The 17,697-nt window shown below is 72.8% G+C and carries 17 protein-coding genes; 7 read left to right on the forward strand and 10 right to left on the reverse strand.

Translation table 11 applies throughout. From position 1 onward, the window contains the following. Window positions 1–215: 215 nt before the first annotated feature. Window positions 216–1,739, forward strand: a complete 1,524-nt coding sequence (locus ADL08_RS04320) for a helix-turn-helix domain-containing protein (protein WP_053640685.1) — start codon at window positions 216–218, stop codon at window positions 1,737–1,739. A gap of 30 nt (window positions 1,740–1,769) precedes the next feature. Here ADL08_RS04320 and argS read toward each other — a convergent pair whose 3' ends face one another. After that, complete coding sequence (gene argS, locus ADL08_RS04325; RefSeq protein WP_053640686.1) at window positions 1,770–3,560, reverse strand: arginine--tRNA ligase; 1,791 nt, start codon at window positions 3,558–3,560, stop codon at window positions 1,770–1,772. Between the two features lie 174 nt (window positions 3,561–3,734). Here argS and lysS point away from each other — a divergent pair, with 174 nt between their 5' ends. After that, window positions 3,735–5,522: a lysine--tRNA ligase gene (gene lysS / locus ADL08_RS04330; protein ID WP_234351990.1), complete on the forward strand. Its 1,788-nt coding sequence runs from the start codon at window positions 3,735–3,737 to the stop codon at window positions 5,520–5,522. Window positions 5,523–5,600: 78 nt separating this feature from the next. Here the strand turns inward: lysS and ADL08_RS04335 are convergent, their stop codons facing one another. The 3 genes from ADL08_RS04335 to ADL08_RS04345 form a co-directional block, all read right to left on the reverse strand. Continuing rightward, window positions 5,601–6,914, reverse strand: a complete 1,314-nt coding sequence (locus ADL08_RS04335; RefSeq protein ID WP_053640688.1) for a DUF2637 domain-containing protein — start codon at window positions 6,912–6,914, stop codon at window positions 5,601–5,603. Between the two features lie 147 nt (window positions 6,915–7,061). Next, a complete protein-coding gene (locus ADL08_RS04340; protein WP_053640689.1) occupies window positions 7,062–7,787 on the reverse strand; it encodes a hypothetical protein in 726 nt (241 codons plus the stop codon). Between the two features lie 139 nt (window positions 7,788–7,926). After that, the gene (locus ADL08_RS04345) at window positions 7,927–8,832 is read right to left on the reverse strand and encodes a hypothetical protein (RefSeq protein WP_053640690.1); all 906 of its coding nucleotides are present in this window, start codon (window positions 8,830–8,832) and stop codon (window positions 7,927–7,929) included. A gap of 174 nt (window positions 8,833–9,006) precedes the next feature. Here ADL08_RS04345 and ADL08_RS04350 point away from each other — a divergent pair, with 174 nt between their 5' ends. Further along, the gene (locus tag ADL08_RS04350; protein ID WP_053640691.1) at window positions 9,007–10,200 is read left to right on the forward strand and encodes an RtcB family protein; all 1,194 of its coding nucleotides are present in this window, start codon (window positions 9,007–9,009) and stop codon (window positions 10,198–10,200) included. An 82-nt stretch (window positions 10,201–10,282) separates the two neighbouring features. Here ADL08_RS04350 and ADL08_RS04355 read toward each other — a convergent pair whose 3' ends face one another. Continuing rightward, window positions 10,283–11,047: an SDR family NAD(P)-dependent oxidoreductase gene (locus ADL08_RS04355; protein ID WP_053640692.1), complete on the reverse strand. Its 765-nt coding sequence runs from the start codon at window positions 11,045–11,047 to the stop codon at window positions 10,283–10,285. Between the two features lie 138 nt (window positions 11,048–11,185). On the opposite strand from ADL08_RS04355, the gene ADL08_RS04360 reads away from it, so the two are divergent. Then, window positions 11,186–11,698: a MarR family winged helix-turn-helix transcriptional regulator gene (locus tag ADL08_RS04360; RefSeq protein WP_053640693.1), complete on the forward strand. Its 513-nt coding sequence runs from the start codon at window positions 11,186–11,188 to the stop codon at window positions 11,696–11,698. Here the strand turns inward: ADL08_RS04360 and ADL08_RS04365 are convergent. Both ADL08_RS04365 and ADL08_RS04370 read right to left on the reverse strand, forming a co-directional pair. Then, a complete protein-coding gene (locus ADL08_RS04365; protein ID WP_053640694.1) occupies window positions 11,695–12,432 on the reverse strand; it encodes a Mut7-C RNAse domain-containing protein in 738 nt (245 codons plus the stop codon). The two genes, ADL08_RS04360 and ADL08_RS04365, sit on opposite strands and share 4 nt — an antisense overlap. An 84-nt stretch (window positions 12,433–12,516) precedes the next feature. Further along, window positions 12,517–13,368, reverse strand: a complete 852-nt coding sequence (locus tag ADL08_RS04370) for an NAD(P)H-binding protein (RefSeq protein WP_053640695.1) — start codon at window positions 13,366–13,368, stop codon at window positions 12,517–12,519. A gap of 211 nt (window positions 13,369–13,579) precedes the next feature. Between ADL08_RS04370 and ADL08_RS04375 the strand changes: the two genes are divergently transcribed. After that, complete coding sequence (locus ADL08_RS04375; RefSeq protein ID WP_053640696.1) at window positions 13,580–14,029, forward strand: GNAT family N-acetyltransferase; 450 nt, start codon at window positions 13,580–13,582, stop codon at window positions 14,027–14,029. Here the strand turns inward: ADL08_RS04375 and ADL08_RS04380 are convergent. Beyond that, a complete protein-coding gene (locus ADL08_RS04380) occupies window positions 14,017–14,574 on the reverse strand; it encodes a GNAT family N-acetyltransferase (RefSeq protein WP_053640758.1) in 558 nt (185 codons plus the stop codon). The genes ADL08_RS04375 and ADL08_RS04380 overlap by 13 nt on opposite strands. 14 nt (window positions 14,575–14,588) lie before the next feature. Further along, window positions 14,589–15,449, reverse strand: a complete 861-nt coding sequence (locus tag ADL08_RS04385; protein ID WP_053640759.1) for a helix-turn-helix domain-containing protein — start codon at window positions 15,447–15,449, stop codon at window positions 14,589–14,591. Between the two features lie 86 nt (window positions 15,450–15,535). Between ADL08_RS04385 and ADL08_RS04390 the strand changes: the two genes are divergently transcribed. Next, entirely contained in the window at window positions 15,536–16,114 is a 579-nt protein-coding gene (locus ADL08_RS04390; protein WP_053640697.1) for a TIGR03086 family metal-binding protein, read from the forward strand. 124 nt (window positions 16,115–16,238) lie between these two features. Here ADL08_RS04390 and ADL08_RS04395 read toward each other — a convergent pair whose 3' ends face one another. Further along, on the reverse strand, window positions 16,239–16,472 hold the full coding sequence (locus tag ADL08_RS04395; RefSeq protein WP_053640698.1) for a hypothetical protein: 234 nt from the start codon (window positions 16,470–16,472) through the stop codon (window positions 16,239–16,241). A 247-nt stretch (window positions 16,473–16,719) separates the two neighbouring features. On the opposite strand from ADL08_RS04395, the gene ADL08_RS04400 reads away from it, so the two are divergent. Further along, window positions 16,720–17,694, forward strand: a complete 975-nt coding sequence (locus tag ADL08_RS04400; protein WP_053640699.1) for an ABC transporter substrate-binding protein — start codon at window positions 16,720–16,722, stop codon at window positions 17,692–17,694. The last annotated feature ends 3 nt before the right edge of the window (window positions 17,695–17,697 follow it).

The following is a 17,697-nucleotide window of genomic DNA, read 5'->3' on the forward strand; positions in this document are numbered from 1 at the left end:
GTCATTGCTTTTCGGTCGGTCTGCGTCTGCCGCACGATCCGTCGACCGGTGCCGTGCGGCGTGGTCCCAGGTTGCGGGGCGGCGGATTCCGGCCGCAACGCCGAACGGGCCATGAGGGACGCCGGAATACTCACGGGTACGGTGACCAGCGGGAACGGCCCCTGCCTGGAACGCCGTTCCGGGACGCGAGGGCACCGAGTACGGGGAGGGGCACGGTGGCGACCACGCCGGAGGCCCAGGAGTTGGGCGCGCTGCTGCGGCGGCTGAAGGAACGATCGGGACGCAGTTACGGGGTGCTCGCCGGACGGCTGCACGTCAGCACGTCCACCCTGCACCGCTACTGCAACGGGGACGCCGTACCGGCCGAGTTCGCGGCGGTCGAGCGGTTCGCCCGCCTCTGCGGGGCCGAGCGCGAGGAACTGATCGAGCTGCACCGGCGGTGGATCGTCGCGGACGACGCGCGGACGCGGGGGCGGGCGGCGACGGGCACGAAGTCGAACGGGTCGGAGCCGGTGCCGAAGCCGGAGCCGGAGCCGGAGCCGGAGCCGGAGCCGGAGCCCGAGCCGGAGCCGGAGCCCGAGCCCGAGCCCGAGCCGGAGCCGGGGCCGGGGCCTGACGCGGAGTCGGTGCCGGAGTCGGTGCCGGAACCCGTGCCCGTATCCGTACTCGTGCCCGTACCGGAGGCGGAGGCGGAGGTAGCCGAGGGAGGCGCCGTTCCTGACGGGGCCGACGTGCCCGACATCCCGCGCGTTCCCGACGCGCCCGGTCCCCGGAACGGGAGCCCGCGCCGGCGACGGGTGCTCGTCGCGCTCGCCGCCGCCGCGGTCGTCGCGGCGGCCGTGCCGGTCGCCGTGTTCGCGGCCGGTGGCGACGGCGACGGACGACCGGAACGGGCGGCGCGGACCCCGGCCCCGTCCGGCCCGGCGACCGGCGGCACCGCCCCCGTACGCCCCGGCCCCACCACGTCCCCGACCGCGACGCCGAAGCCGACACCGTCCTCGCCCGGCTCCCCGTCCGGGCTCCCGGACGGCAAGGGCTCCGCGTCCCCCTCGGCCTCCTCACCGGCCCCGTCGCGCAATCCGTCGCCGACCGCCTCGCGGCCCGGGACGCCCGCGACCGGTGTCCCGCTGCGCGTCGGCGTCAGCTCGTACAACTGGGAACTGCCCTGCGGCCAGTACTACCTGCTCGACCGCGCACCCGGCGCGGTCCCCCCGCCGCCGCCTCCGCAGGACCACCGCGGCTGGGCGCGGGCGCTCGGCGCCGTGGACGGCGGCGGGATGCGCCTCGAACTCACCGCCACGGGCCGCACGTCCGACTCCGTGGTGATCAACGACGTCCACGTCCGGGTCGTGGGACGCGCGCCCGCGCTGCCCTGGTCGGCGTTCTCGATGGGCGAGGGCTGCGGCAGCGGCGTCACCCCGCAGACCTTCGCCGTGGACCTCGACCGCGCCCAGCCCGGCGTCCGGCCGGTCGCCGGAAAGAACGGCGACGTCGTCGTGCCCGCCGAGGACTTCCCCTACAAGGTCGCCTCCGACGACCCCCAGGTGCTCCGCTTCGACGTGACCACGAAGGCCCACGACGTCAGCTGGTACCTGGAGGTCGACTGGAGCAGCGGCGACCGCAAGGGCACGATCCGGGTCGACGACGCGGGCCGCCCGTTCCGCACCAGCGCGACCGCCGGGCGCCCCGCGTACATCTGGTGGGTCGAGCCGGGCGAATGGCGCCCGGCCGACGGATGAACGCGGGGCCCGCCCCGGGGCGCTGCGGGATCAGAGGCGCTCGGGCGTCCGGATGCCCAGGAGCGCCATGCCCTGGTGGAGCGTGCGGGCCGTCAGGTCGCAGAGGAACAGACGGTTCTCCGCGACCTCCCGCGCCGGCTCCGGCTTGATGACCGGGCACTGGTCGTAGAACGTCGTGTACAGCGAGGCCAGCTGGTAGAGGTACGCGGCGAGCTTGTGCGGGGCGTACTCCGCGGCGGCCTCCGCGATCACCTCGCCGAACTGGTCCAGGTGCAGACCGAGCGCGCGCTCCGCCGGGGCCAGCTCCAGCTCCGGGTGGGCGACCGGGCTGCGGTCGCCCGCCTTGCCGAAGATCGACCTGACCCGCGCGTACGCGTACTGGAGGTACACCGACGTGTCGCCGTTCAGCGACACCATCTGGTCCAGGTCGAACTTGTAGTCACGCGCGGCCGACGTCGACAGGTCGGCGTACTTCACCGCGCCGATGCCCACGTACCGGCCGTTCTCGACGATCTCCGCCTCGGTCAGGAGGGACTGCCCGGTCTTCTTCCGGTAGTCCTCCTCCTTCTCGCGGACGACCTCCGTCGCCCGGTCCACGGCCTCGTCCAGCAGGTCCACCAGCCGGACCGTCTCGCCCTCACGGGTCTTGAACGGCTTGCCGTCCTTGCCCAGGACCGTGCCGAACGCCAGCTGGACGGCCTTCACCTCGTCGTTCAGCCAGCCCGCCCGGCGGGCCGTCTCGAAGACCATCTTGAAGTGCAGCGACTGCCGCGCGTCCACCACGTACAGCAGGGACGTCGCCTTCAGGTTCCGCACCCGGTCCCGGATCGCCGACAGGTCCGTCGCCGCGTACCCGAAACCGCCGTCGGACTTCTGCACGATCAGCGGCACCGGGTTGCCGTCCGGGCCCTTCACGTCGTCGAAGAACACGCACAGGGCGCCCTCGGAACGGACCGCGACGCCCGACTCCTCCAGGATCCGGCAGGTCTCCACCAGCATGTCGTTGTAACCGGACTCGCCGACCACGTCGGTGTCCCGGATGTCCATGTCCAGCTTGTCGAAGACCGAGTAGAAGTAGATCTTCGACTCGTCCACGAACCGCTGCCAGAGCGCGAGCGTCTCCTCGTCACCGGCCTGGAGGTCCACCACGCGCGCGCGGGCCCGCGTCTTGAACTCCTCGTCGGAGTCGAAGAGGGCACGCGACGCCTTGTAGAGCCGGTTGAGGTTCGACATCGCCTCCTCGCCGGACACCTCGGACTCCGAGGAGTGGTCCAGCTCGTGCGGGTGCTCGATCAGGTACTGGATGAGCATGCCGAACTGGGTGCCCCAGTCGCCGATGTGGTGGCGCCGGACCACCGTCTCGCCGGTGAACTCCAGGATCTCGACCATCGCCGCGCCGATCACCGCGGACCGCAGGTGGCCGACGTGCATCTCCTTCGCCACGTTCGGCTGCGCGTAGTCGATCACCGTCGTGCCGGCCGACTCGTCGAACGGCACGCCGAGACGCGCGTCGGCCGCACGGGCCGCGAGGGTCTCCACGATCGCCGCGTCGGTGACCGTGATGTTCAGGAAGCCGGGCCCCGAGACCTCGACCTCCTTCAGGACGTCGTTCGCCGGAATCGCCTCGACGACCTTCGTCGCCAGCTCACGCGGATTGCCCTTCAGCCGCTTGGCGAGCGCCAGGATGCCGTTGGCCTGGAAGTCGGCCCGGTCGCTTCGTCGCAGCAGCGGGTCGGCGGACGCGGCCTCCGGCAGGGCTGCCGAGAGTCCGTCCGCGAGGCGCTGCTGCACGGTCGAAGCGAGGGAAGGGACCGAGGCCATGAGCTTCCGTTCCGTTGAGAGGTGTCCGGTGGTCTATTTCGCTTGTCAAGTGTCCCATGGGAGAGCAACGTGTTTTCTCCGCCTGTGGACGACCGGACCCCACCCGGCCCGGCCGGAACCGCGGACGACCCCGACCTGTGGACAACCCCGGGGCCCGTCGTTCCGTCTGGGACAATGACAGGCGTAAGGCCTGACACAAGGCACCGAGGGATTTACGGAAAGAAGGACGTACCGACCGTGGCTCAGAGCAGCACCGAGACCGACTGGGTCTCCCGTTTCGCGGACGAGGTCATCGCCGAGTCGGAGCGACGTGCGCCTGGCAAACCGGTCGTCGTTGCCTCCGGCCTCTCCCCCTCCGGCCCGATCCACCTCGGCAACCTCCGCGAGGTCATGACCCCGCACCTGGTCGCCGACGAGATCCGCCGCCGCGGGCACACCGTCCGGCACCTCGTCTCCTGGGACGACTACGACCGCTACCGCAAGGTGCCGAACGGCATCGAGGGCATCGACGAGACCTGGGCCGAGCACATCGGCAAGCCCCTGACCTCAGTCCCGGCCCCCGCCGGCTCGCCCCACCCCAACTGGGCCGAGCACTTCAAGGCCGCCATGGTCGAGTCCCTGGCCGAGCTCGGCGTCGAGTACGACCCGATCAGCCAGACCGAGCAGTACACCGCCGGCGCCTACCGCGAGCAGATCCTGCACGCCGTGCGCCACCGCGCCGACATCGACGCCATCCTCGACCAGTACCGCACCAAGAAGACGCCCAAGAAGCAGTCCCAGAAGCCCCTCGACGAAGCCGAACTGGAAGCCGAGGAGGGCTCCGGCGCGGCCGCCGAGGACGACGGCTCCGGCGGCGCCACCGGCTACTTCCCGTACAAGCCCTACTGCGGGCGGTGCGAGAAGGACCTCACCACCGTCACCTCCTACGACGACGACACCACCGAACTCGCCTACACCTGCACGGCCTGTGGCTTCACCGAGACCGTCAAGCTCAGCGAGTTCAACCGCGGCAAGCTGGTCTGGAAGGTCGACTGGCCCATGCGCTGGGCCTACGAGGGCGTCGTCTTCGAGCCCTCCGGCGTCGACCACTCCTCGCCCGGCTCCTCCTTCGTCGTCGGCGGCCAGATCGTCCGCGAGATCTTCGACGGCGTCCAGCCCATCGGCCCCATGTACGCCTTCGTCGGCATCAGCGGCATGGCCAAGATGTCCTCCTCTCGCGGCGGCGTCCCCACCGCCGCCGACGCGCTGAAGATCATGGAAGCGCCCCTGCTGCGCTGGCTCTACGCCCGCCGCAGGCCCAACCAGTCCTTCAAGATCGCCTTCGACCAGGAGATCCAGCGCCTCTACGACGAGTGGGACAAGCTGGAGGCCAAGGTCGCCGACGGCACCGTCCTGCCCGCCGACGCCGCCGCCCACTCCCGCGCCGCCCGCACCGCCGCCGGCGAACTGCCCCGGACCCCGCGCCCGCTCCCGTACCGGACCCTGGCCTCGGTCATGGACATCACCGCCGGACACGACGAGCAGACCCTGCGGATCCTCACCGAACTCGACCCCGACCACCCCGTCACCTCCCTCGACGAGGTCCGGCCGCGCCTCGACCGCGCCGAGAACTGGATCACCAACCAGGTCCCGGCCGACCAGCGCACCATCGTCCGCGACGAGCCCGACACCGAGCTCCTCGGCTCCCTGGACGACGAGGGCCGCGAGTCGCTCCGCCTCCTCCTGGACGGCCTCGCCACCCACTGGTCGCTCGACGGGCTCACCACCCTCGTCTACGGCGTCCCGAAGGTCATGGCCGGACTCGACCCCGAGGCCAGGCCGACGCCCGAGCTCAAGCTCGCCCAGCGCGCCTTCTTCGCCCTGCTCTACAAGCTCCTCGTGAGCCGCGAGACCGGCCCGCGCCTCCCCACCCTCCTCCTCGCCGTCGGCGCGGAGCGGGTCAGGAAGCTCCTCGGCGCGTGACGGACGCGTAGGACACACGGAAGGGGCCGCCGCCCGGAAACCTCCGGGCGGCGGCCCCTTCCCCATGCACCGTACGGATCAGGTGGTGTGGCGCGTGGCCATCGCCTGCCGGATCTCCTCCTGGGTCTCCGCGATCAGCAGCGGGAGCAGCTCGGGGTCGTAGTACTCCTGACCGCCGTGCTCCTCGGCCACCAGCCGCGCGAACTCCGACTCCTCCAGGAGGTGGTCGTTCTCCCGGGCGTACTCCCACATCAGGTCCTGGACGACCTTGTGCAGCTGACCGTCCCGCGGGTCCGCCTCCTCGGCGTACTCCTCGGCGTACTCCTCGACGTACTCCCCGGCCTGCTCCTGGTACTCGGCGAAGCCCTCGGCACCCGGCGCGGGGAAGTCGCCCTGGGCGGGGAAGTCCCCCTGGACCCGCGGACCCGGGGCCGGCTGCTGCTCCTGGCCCTCGACGCCCTGCAGGTTGTACGTGCCCGTGTACGTCTTCGGGGAGACCTCCTGCGCGTCGAACCACGGACTCTCGTGATTCACCGGCGCGACCTGCGCGATCGGCGCGACCGACGCGTCCGCCCCCGGAAGCCCCGCCTGCTGCGGAAGCTGCTGCGACGCCAAGGCCGGCTGAGGCTGCTGGAACTGCTGGGGCAGCGCAGACGGCTGGGACGGATCGAGCACCTGACCGGGCTGCGGAGGCAGCACCGCCGGCTCGATGCCCGCCGCCGCCAGACCCGCCGCCGCCGTGTCCGCCAGCGGCACCCCGTACCGCGCCAGACGCAGCGGCATCAGGGCCTCCACGGGAGCCTTCCGCCGCCAGTTCCGGCCGAACCGGGCCTGGAGCCGGGCCTGGTAGATCATCCGCTCCTGCTCCAGCTTGATGACCTGCTCGTACGAACGCAGCTCCCACAGCTTCATCCGCCGCCACAACCGGAAGGTCGGCACCGGCGACAGCAGCCACCGGGTCAGCCGCACGCCCTCCATGTGCTTGTCGGCCGTGATGTCCGCGATCCGGCCCACCGCGTGACGCGCGGCCTCCACGGACACCACGAACAGCACCGGAATCACCGCGTGCATGCCCACGCCCAGCGGATCCGGCCACGCGGCCGCGCCGTTGAACGCGATGGTCGCCGCCGTCAGCACCCACGCCGTCTGCCGCAGCAGCGGGAACGGGATCCGCAGCCACGTGAGCAGCAGGTCGAGCGCCAGCAGGACACAGATGCCCGCGTCGATGCCGATCGGGAAGAAGTACGAGAAGGTCCCGAAGCCCTTCTGCACCGCGAGCTCGCGCACGGCGGCGTACGAACCCGCGAAACCGATCCCCGCGATGATCAACGCACCGGCGATGACGAGGCCGATGAGTATTCGGTGTGTGCGTGTCAGCTGCATCGCGGCCACCCGCGAACCCTCCCATCGAACGACATCTCGCGCGCACAGAGTGGCACATGTGAACGAAGCCCGGCCCCCGGGGGAGGGACGGGCTCCGCACCCACGTACCGTTCCGTGCTGCTTTGCGCCTACTTGTTCACGACGACCCGGCCGCGCCTACTTGTTGGCCGCGGCGACCGACGCCACGGCCTCCTTCGCCGCCCTGACCGCACCGTCCGTGATCGTCTTCTCCGACGGAGTGGGCGCACCCGCGTAACCGGCGCCGTTGTACGACAGCAGCACCAGCACGTTGCCCGTACGCGCCACGATCGAGGTGTAGACGAAGTCCTCGCCCGTCTTGCTCTCCTGGTACGTGATGGCCTTCGCCTCGTCACCGATGCCCGTGGCCGCCGTGGTCCGAAGCTTCTTCGCCCCCGCGGTCCCCTCGATCTTGGCGACCTCCTTCGCGAGGTTCTGCTCCGCCCGCTCCTGGCCGCTGCCGAGCGAGGCGTCCGACTCGTACCGGTAGACGGACACGTCCAGCCAGCGGTACTGCGAACCCTTCACGCCCTTGTCGTCGAGGCCGTTCCACGAGCAGCCGCCGCGGCTGCCCAGATCGCTGGAGACGCCCGGCGTCCCGTTCTTGGTCTTCGCCTTCGGCACCAGGGACGCCGTCGTCTTCGCCGAGACCGTCCGGCAGACCTGCGGCAGCTTCGCGAACTTCGCGGGCTCGACCGCCTTCGTCGTCTGCGAGGGCGAGGGGGTCGCGGACGCGCCCGTCTTCTCCTGCGCCTTCGGCTTCCCGGAGTCACCGGAGTCGGAGGAGCAGCCGGCGGCGACGAGCATCACCGGGACGGCTGCGCAGGCGAGTATGCGGGTGAGTCGCCGAGCTGATCGCTGCATGGTTCCTTCAGTCGCTTGTCGTACGGTCCGGCGGTCGTGCGGCCCGGCCCTGGCCCGGCGGCCGCGACCACCGGTACGGCCACGGGCCACGGCGACACGTTACGTGGTCGCCCTCCGCTCACGGAGCGGCACCGAACGGCTACTCGTCCAGTCGGTCGGCGAGCAGCCGGGCCACCTTCCGGGCCCTTTCCTGCAGTTCCGTGCTGTCCGGGGCCTCGGAGGAACCGGTGATCTCCTCCCGGTAGGACACCGTGACGATCACATTGGATGTGCGGAACACCACGCTGACCGACCGCTGACGGCTGTTCGCACCGGCGTTGCCGAGGACGTCGTCGAGGTACGCGACCTCCCCGAGGCCCTCCAGGACGCGGGGCTCCAGACCGGTGGAGTCGGGGGAGCCGGACGGGGCCGGCCCCGTGGAGGCCGACCCGGTCGGGGTGGGGGCGGTGGAGGGGGGAGTGGCGCCACCGGTCGCCGTCGGCCTGTGCGCCGGAGGGGTGGTCGCCGTCCCCGTGGGACCGGTCGTACCGCCGGGAGTGCCGGTGGGCTCCGGCGGCGCGGTGGGCGGCAGGGGGATGCCCGCCGCGAGCTGCTTGCGGACGTACACCTCCTGCGCCCGGGCGTCGTCGCTGACGGCGGTGTCGTACGAGACCACCCGCTCGACGTCGAGCGACAGCCGGTGCGAGGTCTCCGGGGTGTCGGCCCGCCACGAGCAGCCGACGCGCCGGTCGGTGTCGTACGTGACGGCGGCGGTGCCCCGGTACGTCCTGTCGCGCTCGGGGTCGGGCAGGGCGGCGGCGCCCGGGAGCATCTCCTTCAGGACGGCCTGCGGGACGGTGCCGCACGGCTCGAAGAGGGTGCGGTAGCGGCCGGGGGGCGCGACGGGGGCGGCGAGACCGGCCTTGGCGTCGACGGTGACGTCGTCGGCGGGGGTGCCGGAGGAGCATCCGGCCAGGCCCGCGCCGATGCCGAGGCCGAGTGCGAGGACGACGGCGGTACGGGCCGTGGGCCCGGTGCGGCCGGGGGCGTACCTCTTTCGCTGCACGGTCCCAGGCTCCCTTCTCCCGAAGACTTTCCCGAAAACTGTTTGCCGCGCGAACCCGGCCGATGGACACAATGTCTATCGCACACGCTGCCGTTGATGCCGGTCCCCTGTCACCTGTACGGGCTTTGGCTCCGGTTTTTGCGTTATCCGGCTTTTCGGGGGAATCGAGGAAGTATGTCGTACGTAGAGGTGCCGGGGGCGCAGGTGCCGATCCGGATGTGGGCCGACCCCTCCGCGGTCGAGGGCGGCGCCATGCAGCAGCTGCGGAACGTGGCGACGCTCCCCTGGATCAAGGGCCTGGCCGTGATGCCGGACGTGCACTACGGCAAGGGCGCGACGGTCGGCTCGGTGATCGCGATGCGGGGTGCGGTGTGCCCGGCGGCGGTCGGCGTGGACATCGGCTGCGGCATGTCGGCGGTCAAGACCTCCCTGACGGCCGAGGACCTGCCGGGCGACCTCTCCCGCCTCCGCTCCAAGATCGAACAGGCCATCCCGGTCGGCCGCGGCCTCCACCGCGAGACGGTGGACCCGAAGCGGCTGTACCAGTTCCCGACGGCGGGGTGGGACGACTTCTGGTCGCGGTTCGACGGGGTCGCGGACGCGGTGAAGTTCCGGCGGGAACGGGCGGGTCAGCAGATGGGAACGCTCGGATCGGGAAATCATTTCATAGAGTTCTGTGTAGATACATCCGGTTCGGTATGGCTCATGCTGCACTCCGGGTCCCGGAACATCGGCAAGGAACTCGCCGATCACCACATCGGCGAGGCGCAGAAGCTGCCGCACAACCAGGGGCTCATCGACCGCGACCTGGCGGTGTTCGTCGCGGACACCCCGCAGATGGCGGCCTACCGGCACGACCTCTTCTGGGCGCAGGAGTACGCCAAGTACAACCGCGCGATCATGATGGCGCTCTTCCAGGAGGTCGTCCGCCGGGAGTTCCGCAAGGCCCGGGTGACCTTCGAGCCGGTGATCTCCTGCCACCACAACTACGTGGCGGAGGAGCGGTACGAGGGCATGGACCTGCTGGTCACGCGAAAGGGCGCGATCCGGGCCGGCGCCGGGGAGTTCGGGATCATCCCGGGCTCGATGGGCACGGGGTCGTACATCGTGAAGGGTCTCGGGAACGTGGCGTCCTTCAACTCGGCCTCGCACGGCGCCGGCCGGAAGATGAGCCGGAGCGCGGCGAAGCGGCGCTTCACGACGCGGGACCTGGAGGAGCAGACGCGGGGCGTGGAGTGCCGCAAGGACTCCGGCGTCGTGGACGAGATCCCCGGCGCGTACAAGCCGATCGAGAAGGTCATCGACCAGCAGCGGGACCTGGTGGAGGTCGTGGCGAAGCTGAAGCAGCTCATCTGTGTGAAGGGCTGAGCCGCCCCCGCGGGGACCTCGCGGTTCCGGGGCTTCGGGACGGGAGGGGCCGGTGCTGTGCGCACCGGCCCCTCCCGTCGTCCTACGACTCCCGGTGGACCTTGGTGTTGGAGGCCTGGGCGCGGGGGCGCACGACGAGGAGGTCGATGTTGACGTGCGGGGGGCGGGTGCAGGCCCAGGTGATGGTCTCGGCGACGTCGTCGGCGGTGAGGGGGGCGGCCACGCCGGCGTAGACCTTGGAGGCCTTGTCGGTGTCGCCGCGGAAGCGGGTGGTGGCGAACTCGTCGGTCTTGACCATGCCGGGGGCGATCTCGATGACGCGGACGGGCGTGCCGACGATCTCCAGGCGGAGGGTCTCGGCGAGGACGCGGGCGCCGTTCTTGGCGGCGACGTAGCCGCCGCCGCCCTCGTAGGTGCCGTGGCCGGCGGTGGAGGAGAGGACGACGACCGTGCCGTCGCCGCTCGCGGTGAGGGCGGGGAGCAGGGCCTGGGTCATGTGGAGGGTGCCGAGGACGTTGACCTCGTACATGCGCCGCCAGTCCTCGGGGTCGCCGGTGGCGACGGGGTCGGCGCCGAGGGCGCCGCCCGCGTTGTTGACCAGGACGGCGAGGGCGCGGAAGGCGGTGGCGAACTCGTCGACGGCGGCGCGGTCGGTGACGTCGAGGGCGTAGGCGGTGGCCTGGTGGCCGGCGTCGTTGATCTCGGCGGCGAGGGCCTCGATGCGGTCCTTGCGGCGGGCGGTGAGGACCACGCGGTAGCCGGCGGCGGCCAGCTGCCTGGCCGTGGCGGCGCCGATTCCGCTGCTCGCGCCGGTGACGACGGCGATGGGGGTACCGGGGGCGGTCATGGCGTGCTCCTCGCGCAGGTGATCGACGGTGGTGATCGCCCGGCCAGGATAGGCGGGGCGGGTCGGGGAGGGTCGGGGCGGTCGGCCGGCGCCGGGTTCCGGTGCTCGCCGTCGGTGACCCGTGCGTACGATCTCTGCATGACGCAGAAGGGTTCCGCCCGGCGCGAGGCGCTGATGACCGAGCTGCACGGGGAGGCCCGCCGCTACATGGCCGCCTACGCCCTGTTCAACCAGGCCGTCGCGGACCATCTGGGGCTCCACCCGACCGATGTGCAGTGTCTGAACCTGCTCAGTCTGGAGGGCGGGCCGGTGACCACCGGGCGGATCGCCGAGCTGACCGGGCTCACCACCGGCTCCGCGACCCGGCTCGTCGACCGTCTCGAACGGGCCGGATACGTGACGCGGGCGCGCGACACCGAAGACCGGCGCCGGGTCCTGGTCTCGCTCGCCCCCGGGCGGGCGGCGGAGCTCGGTGCCCTGTGGCGGAGGCTCAACGGCACGTGGGGCACGATGTTCGACGTCTACAGCGATGCCGAGGTCGCCCTGCTCATCGCCCACATGCGGCGCACCGTGGAGGTGAGCGCCCAGCAGGTCGAGCGGTTGCGCGAGGGCGACTTCGACGGGCCGGACGCCCCTGGCGGAGACTCCTAGCGGGCCGCCGTTCCGCCGAATTCGCGCACCGCGTCGGAGACGATCGCCTCCAGGCGCGCGTGGTGGGCGCCGCGCCAGTAGACCCGGTCGCACTCCACGCACTGGGCGAACACGTCGTAGGTCTTCTCGGTGCCCTGCTCCAGTCGCTCGCGCACGGCGTCCTTGTCGGCGCCGCTCAGTTCGCCGTTGCAGGCCGTGCAGCGGGTCCAGGGCGCGAGCGGCGGTGCGAACCGTTCGAGGACGTCCCGGAGCTGCTCGTCCGGCCGGTCGCTGTAGACGTAGGCGCCCGCCCACAGTTCGCGGCGGCGCAGCAGGCCGCGGTCCCGGGAGAGCAGGACGCGGCGCTCCCGCGCGGAGAGGGCGGCCAGGGCGGGGTCGCCGATGTCCTCGCTCTCGTAGGCCGCGTCCACGCCGAGCAGGCGCAGTCGCCGGGCCAGGGTGCCGAGGTGGACGTCGAGCAGGAACCGGAGGGGTGCGCCGGGGACCGGTTGCGGGCGGGTGACGTCCTCGACCTCGATCGTCTCGCCCGCGGCCGGGACGTGCGAGGTCTCGACGGGCCGCCCGTCGGCCAGGAGCCGTCCGGCCTCGGTGAGGGGCACGCCCAGTGACTCCACGACGTGGCCGAGGGAGGAGGCGCCGTCGGTGGTCACGGGGGTGGGGCCCGAGCGCCGCTCCGCCGAGACGAAGAGCCGCAGGCCGGGGGCGAAACTGATCTGGATCTCCGGTCCGTTCACGGGGACAGGATGGCACCGCCGGCGGACGGGCTGCCAGGGAATTCGGCCGGGGCGGGGCCGGGGGCGGGGCCGGGGGCGGGCCGTTCAGGGTCGGAAGGCCTCCGCGTGGTCCGTGGCCCAGGTGGTGAAGGTGCGGGGCGGGTGTCCGGTCAGTTCCTCCAGGGTGCCGGTCAGGGGCGCGGGGCGGCCGTCGTGGGCGGCCCAGTGCGAGAGGAGGCCGTCGGCGATCGGCTCCGGGACGAAGGCGGCGACCGACTTCTTCCACTCCTCGGGGGTGACGGCGGTGTGCGGTGCGGGGCGTCCGGTCACCTGGGCCAGGATCGCCAGCTGTTCGGTGAAGTCCAGTGACGCGGGGCCCGTCAGCCAGTAGGAGGAGCCGCGCAGCCGGGGGTCGGTGAGGACCGCGAGGGCCGCTTCGGCGAGGTCGCGCTCGTGGATCGGGTCGCTGTGCGCGTGGGGGTACGGCAGGGCCGGGCCCTGGCCCGTCTTGAGCCGTCGTGCCCAGGCGAGGGCGTTGGTGGCGAAGGCGCCGGGCTGGAGGTGGGTGGCCTCGAAGGCGCCGGAGTCGGCGGCGGTCGCCAGGGCGCGCTCGGCCGCCAGGTGGCGGGCGGCGACGGCGTTCCCGGCGGCGTCGGGGGCGAGGACGGAGCTGGAGGAGAGCAGGACGACGTGCTCGACGCCGGTGGCGCGGGCCCGTTCGGCGAAGGTGTCGGCGTGTGCGGCCTCGGCGTAGAGGAAGACGGAGTCGACGCCTCGCAGGGCGGTGTCGAAGGTGGCCGGGTCGGTGAGGTCGCAGTGCACGGTGCCGACTCCGGGGGGTGGGGAGAGGTCCGCGGGGTTCTGGGAGCCGGCTGTGGCCTCGACGCCCGCGGCGGCGAGGAGGTCGAGGAGGGCGGAGGCGACGCGGCCGCGGCTGCCGGTGACGAGAACGGTCATGGGGTGTCCTTCCGGGAGGAGCAGTCGACGGGTGGCCGTTGGCCGTTGGCCTTTGGGCGTTGGGCGTTGGCCGTTGGCCTCTGGTCGGCGGGGCGTGGGAGACCGGCTCGGCCATTTCGACTGCGCTGCGAATAATCTGCGTGACACAGATGAATATCCAGGGCGACGCCTCGGCGGTCAACCCCGAAAAATCCTGGGGTACCGTCCCGGCATGAAGATCACCGACCTCGAACCGGGCGATCCCCGCCTGGAGACCGACCTCCTGCCGGTCCTCTCCGAACTCCGCCCCCACCTCACCCCGGAGCTCTTCCGCGAGGTGTACGAGACCGGGCACGCCCAGGGGCTGCGGTTCAGTGCCGCCTACGCGGACGACGGGCGCTGCGTCGGCGCGGCCGGCTGGCGGATCGTCGTCAACACCAGCTCGCTGCGCAAGCTCTACGTCGACGACCTGGTGACGGCGGCGGCCGACCGTTCCTCCGGCGTCGGGCACGCGCTGATCGCCCATCTGGAGGGCCACGCCCGCGCGGCCGGCTGCCACGAGCTCAATCTGGACTCCGGCACCCACCGCACCGGAGCCCACCGCTTCTACCTGCGGGAGCGCTTCGACATCGTGGCCTTCCACTTCACCCGGCCGCTCACCGGGCCGGATCAGGCCTCCTGAGCCGGGTCCTCCAGGTCGAACCGCCAGTCGTTGCACCGCATCGGGCGCCCCGCCGGGTACTCGAAGTCCCGCTCGCCGCGCGGTTCGAAACCCGCCTTGCGGCACACCGCGTTCGAGGCGGCGTTGTCCGCCGACGGGAAGGCGTGCAGGTGGCGGCGGGTGCCCGCTTCCGGGCCCTCCGTGGCCGCCGTCCGTGCCTGCGCGATCACCGCGCGCGTGGCGGCCGTCGCCACGCCCCGGCCCTGGAAGCCGGGCAGCACGGCCCACCCGGTCTCGTACACCGGCTCGCCGTCCCAGGTCTGGCTCCAGAAGCCGATGCTGCCCACCACGGTCTCCTCCGGGAGCAGCACGATCCGGAACATGCGGCCCGCGCCCGGGTCCGCGGCGCTCATCCCCACGTACCGCCGGTGGCGCAGGACGACCTGTTCCCCGGTCTCCGGGCCGCCGAGGTGGGCGGTCAGCTCCGGCGCGTTCAGGGCGTGCAGCAGTCCGGCGTCCTCCTCGGACCAGGGTTCCAGGCGTACGCGCGAGGTGTCGTTCTCCATCTTCGTACGGTAGGTCACGGCACTGACGGTCCGCGGGCGTAGGCCGTCGGCGGGACCCCGATCGTGGCGGTGAAGTCCCGTACGAGGTGGGCCTGGTCGGTGTAGCCCAGTTCGGCCGCGAGGGCGGCCCAGTCCGGTGGGACCGCGTTCTCGGCGCGTTCCAGGGCCTCGTGGATCCGGTAGCGCAGGATCACCCATTTCGGGCCGACTCCGACGCGGCTCGCGAAGAGGCGCTGGAGGGAGCGGGTCGACAGGCCGGAGACGGCGGCGAGTTGGGACGCCCTGCGGATCGTGCGGTCCGAACGGGCCAGTTCCACCAGCTCGACGGCGTGGTCGGCCGCCGGGTCGGGGGTGGGGCCGTGGGCCAGGAGGAAGGCGTCGAGCGCCGCCACGCGCGCGTGGTCCTCGTCGGGGGAGAGGACGGCGGCCGGGGCGCCGGTGGCCGCGTCCGTGCCCGGGGTGCCGGGGAAGGCCTCGGTCAGCGGGACGCGGCGGCCCGTCCACGCCGACACGGGCCACGCGGGCGCGAAGGGCCGGAAGCCGCCGGGGCGGAACTGGACGCCGCAGACCCGGCCCGTCTCCGCCAGCTCGTGGGTGAACAGGCCGGGGCCGATCCCCGCGACCTCGGCCGTCGTGCTTCCCGCGTCCGCCGGGGCGTCCAGGGGGCCGTACCGCTGGAAGACGACGTTCACCGACGGGTGCGGGACGACGTGGCTCGCGTACGGCTGCGGCAGTTCCCAGTCGATCAGCCAGTAGTGCTCCAGGTAGGGCCGCAGTTCCGGGGCCGGGAGGTGCCGGCGGAAGCGGACGCGGGAGAGGAGTCCGGCGGGGTCGACGATGCCCCGGGTGTCCCGGCGGGGGGCGGAGGCGGACATGGTCCGCATGCTAGACACCCCTGGCGCGCGCGGTCTGTCGTGTTTCTTCAAGACGGGGCCGGGCATGCTTGCCTAGCGTCGGGATCATGACGAACGAGGCTCCTCCCCGCATCGCCGAGCTGCTCCGCACCGCCGTCGACGACGCCGTTCCCGTGGTCGGCGGGATCGCCGACGCGTCGCTCGGCGCGTCCACGCCCTGTGCCGAGTACGACGTGCGGGCCCTGGTCGGCCATCTCTTCTCCGTCGTGGTGAACTTCCAGGTCCTCGCCGCCAAGGGAACGCCCGACTTCTCCGAGACTCCGGACCGGGTCGCCGAGGCGGGCTGGCGCGAGCTGTTCGGGGCGGAGGCCGGGAAGCTGGTCGACGCGTGGTCGGCGCCCGGTGCGGAGGAGGGGACGTCCGGGGCGATGGGGCTGCCCGCGCGGACGGTCGGCTGCATGGTGCTGCTCGATCTGACCGTGCACGCCTGGGACCTGGCCCGCGCCACCGGCCGGGCCTTCGAGCCGGATCCGGTCGTGGTGGCGGGGCTCGCCGGGGAGGTGGAGCGGATGGCTCCCCTGGCCCGGCGCATGGGTGTCTTCGGGGACGCGGTCGAGCCGCCCGGGGACGCCACCGCCTTCGAGCGGCTGCTGGCCACGACGGGCCGCGACCCGCGCGCCTGGTAGCCGCCACTGTCAGCCCCGGCCCAGCCCCGGCCCAGCCCCAACCCGGCCCGGCCCAGCCCCAGCCCGGCCCGGCCCAGCTCGGCTCGGTCCGGTCCGGCCCAGTCCGGCCCGGTGGGGGCGCGGCTCAGCGCAGGCGGCCCGTCGGGCCGGGGGAGAGGCGGGAGACGACCTGGCCGAAGGCGTGCTCCTCGGCGGGGGTCAGCGGGACCGACTCCTGGGGGTGCCAGACCCGCTCCAGCGGAGTGCCGTTCCGGGCGCGGGCGCGCAGGCCCAGGGCGAGCCAGGTCACCGTCGAGACGGCGAGCAGACCGAAGAGCGTGGTCACACGGGGGTCCGAGAACGGGCCGGGCAAGGGCATGGCTCACTCCAGGGCGTGAGGGCCGCCCGTACGCGTGCGCCCCGGCAGGTGGCGCTCCCGCACGACGGCGCGGCGATTCCTACGGCTTCCTCCCGACCTGTTCAGTTAACACCTCCCGGAGGCCTTTCGGCAGGGGGGAGCCGGGGCCGGGGGCGGCCGGTGCGGGGCGCAGGCCCCCTTGTGCGGATCGGACGTCCGTTCCAAGGTGGCGGAACAGGGAGATTCCGGCCGGGGAGGGAGCAGCCGCATGTCCGGAACGCAGGCATGGGGATTCACGGACGACAGGGGCGAGCAGCTGGGGGCGGCCCGGGTGCCGAGGCGGGTGGTCGCGTACGTACGGGCCGGGGCCGCCCTGTACGACCTGGGGGTGACACCGGTCGCGGTGTACGGCTCCGGGCACGACGGCGAGGTGTACGACCCGGCGAAGGCGGGCGTCCTGGAGGCGGTCGGGGTGCCGTACCTCGGGCCGGGCCGGGACCTGGACGAGGGGGTGCTGCGGGAGCTGCGGCCGGACGTCGTCGTCGACGTGACGTACGACGGGAAGGGCCCGTACGCGCTGGACAAGGCGCTCGTCGAGCGGCTCGGGGTGCCGCTCGTCGCCCTCTCCGTCGGCGGCGGCGGGCTCGACCTGCCGGCCATCCTCGACCGGTTCGCCGCCCTGGCCGCCGGGCTGAGGGTCGTGGGTCCGGAGGTCGTGGGCCCGGAGGCCGGGGGGCCGGGGGGCGCGGACGTGGTGGTCGTGAGTCCGGTGGTCGTGGGCGCGGAGGCGCTGGGGCCGGAGATCGTGCGTCCGGTGACCGTGAGTCCGGGCGTCGGGCCCGGTCAGGGGGCCGCCCTCGCGGAGTTCGAGGCCGCCGAGGCCGCGCTCCGGGAGGCGGCGGCCCGGACCGGGCTGCGGGTGCTCGCGCTCTCCGGGGCCGGTCCCGAGCAGGTGCACCTGGCCCGCCCGCAGGCCTGGCCCGAGCTGGCGTGGCTCGCCGGGCTCGGGCTCCGGCTGCTCGACCCGGGTCCCGGGCCCGGCGCCAACTGGCTCACCGCCGGCTGGGAGCTGGCCGCCGGGCTCCGTCCCGACCTGGTCCTCTTCGACGACCGGGACCACGCCACGCCTCCGTACGCCCTGCCCGGCGGGGTGCGGCTGGCTCCCTGGAACCCGGAGATCCCGCCCAGCCCCGCCGCGTACGCCCGCTTCTTCCGTGATCTCGCGGAGGCGCTGGCTCCCTGAGGG

The sequence above is a fragment of the Streptomyces sp. NRRL F-6492 genome, from assembly GCF_001280125.1.
In the GTDB taxonomy this organism is placed as follows: Bacteria; Actinomycetota; Actinomycetes; order Streptomycetales; family Streptomycetaceae; genus Streptomyces.